This window comes from Shewanella abyssi (genome assembly GCF_023284025.1).
GTDB lineage: Bacteria > Pseudomonadota > Gammaproteobacteria > Enterobacterales > Shewanellaceae > Shewanella > Shewanella abyssi.
The window spans coordinates 1-1,343 of sequence record NZ_JAKIKR010000119.1 but is presented as its reverse complement, the minus strand read 5'-3'; the positions used below and the strand labels follow the sequence as shown (position 1 = coordinate 1,343).

The 1,343-nt window shown below is 49.1% G+C and carries 1 rRNA gene; it reads left to right on the top strand.

The window, feature by feature from the left end:
• Positions 1–55: 55 nt before the first annotated feature.
• Positions 56–1,343, top strand: a 23S ribosomal RNA gene (locus L2755_RS21970); the annotation flags it as partial.

The following is a 1,343-nucleotide window of genomic DNA, read 5'->3' as shown; positions in this document are numbered from 1 at the left end:
AGCTTACCCGCTTGAAACAACGGATATCTCTCATAGAGACTTATTTGGGTTGTATGGTTAAGTGACTAAGCGTATATGGTGGATGCCTTGGCAGTCAGAGGCGATGAAGGACGTAGTAACTTGCGAAAAGCGTTGGCGAGCTAGTAACAAGCATTTGAGCTAACGATGTCCGAATGGGGAAACCCACATGCATAAGCATGTATCTATAACTGAATTCATAGGTTATAGAGGCAAACCCGGGGAACTGAAACATCTAAGTACCCGGAGGAAAAGAAATCAACCGAGATTCCCCTAGTAGCGGCGAGCGAACGGGGATTAGCCCTTAAGCGTAGAGGGTGTTAGTGGAATGTGTTGGAAAGCACAGCGGCACAGGGTGATAGCCCCGTACATGAAAACTAACTTTACGTGAAAACGAGTAGGACGGGACACGTGACATCTTGTCTGAACATGGGGGGACCATCCTCCAAGGCTAAATACTCCTGACTGACCGATAGTGAACCAGTACCGTGAGGGAAAGGCGAAAAGAACCCCTGTGAGGGGAGTGAAATAGAACCTGAAACCGTATACGTACAAGCAGTGGGAGCGGTTCTTGAGACCGTGACTGCGTACCTTTTGTATAATGGGTCAGCGACTTACATTTTGTAGCGAGGTTAAGCGAATAGCGGAGCCGTAGGGAAACCGAGTGTTAACTGCGCGTTTAGTTGCAAGGTGTAGACCCGAAACCCGGTGATCTAGCCATGGGCAGGTTGAAGGTTGAGTAACATCAACTGGAGGACCGAACCGACTTATGTTGAAAAATGAGCGGATGACTTGTGGCTGGGGGTGAAAGGCCAATCAAACCGGGAGATATCTGGTTCTCCTCGAAAGCTATTTAGGTAGCGCCTCGAGCGAATACCATTGGGGGTAGAGCACTGTTAAGGCTAGGGGGTCATCCCGACTTACCAACCCTTTGCAAACTCCGAATACCAATGAGTACTACTCGGGAGACACACGGCGGGTGCTAACGTCCGTCGTGAAAAGGGAAACAACCCAGACCATCAGCTAAGGTCCCAAAGTTATTGCTAAGTGGGAAACGATGTGGGAAGGCTTAGACAGCTAGGATGTTGGCTTAGAAGCAGCCATCATTTAAAGAAAGCGTAATAGCTCACTAGTCGAGTCGGCCTGCGCGGAAGATTTAACGGGGCTAAGCAATACACCGAAGCTATGGGTTTGCTAGTTTACTAGCAAGCGGTAGAGGAGCGTTCTGTAAGCGGTTGAAGGTGAAGGGGTAACCCACACTGGACGTATCAGAAGTGCGAATGCTGACATGAGTAACGATAAAGGGAGTGAAAAACTCCCTCGCC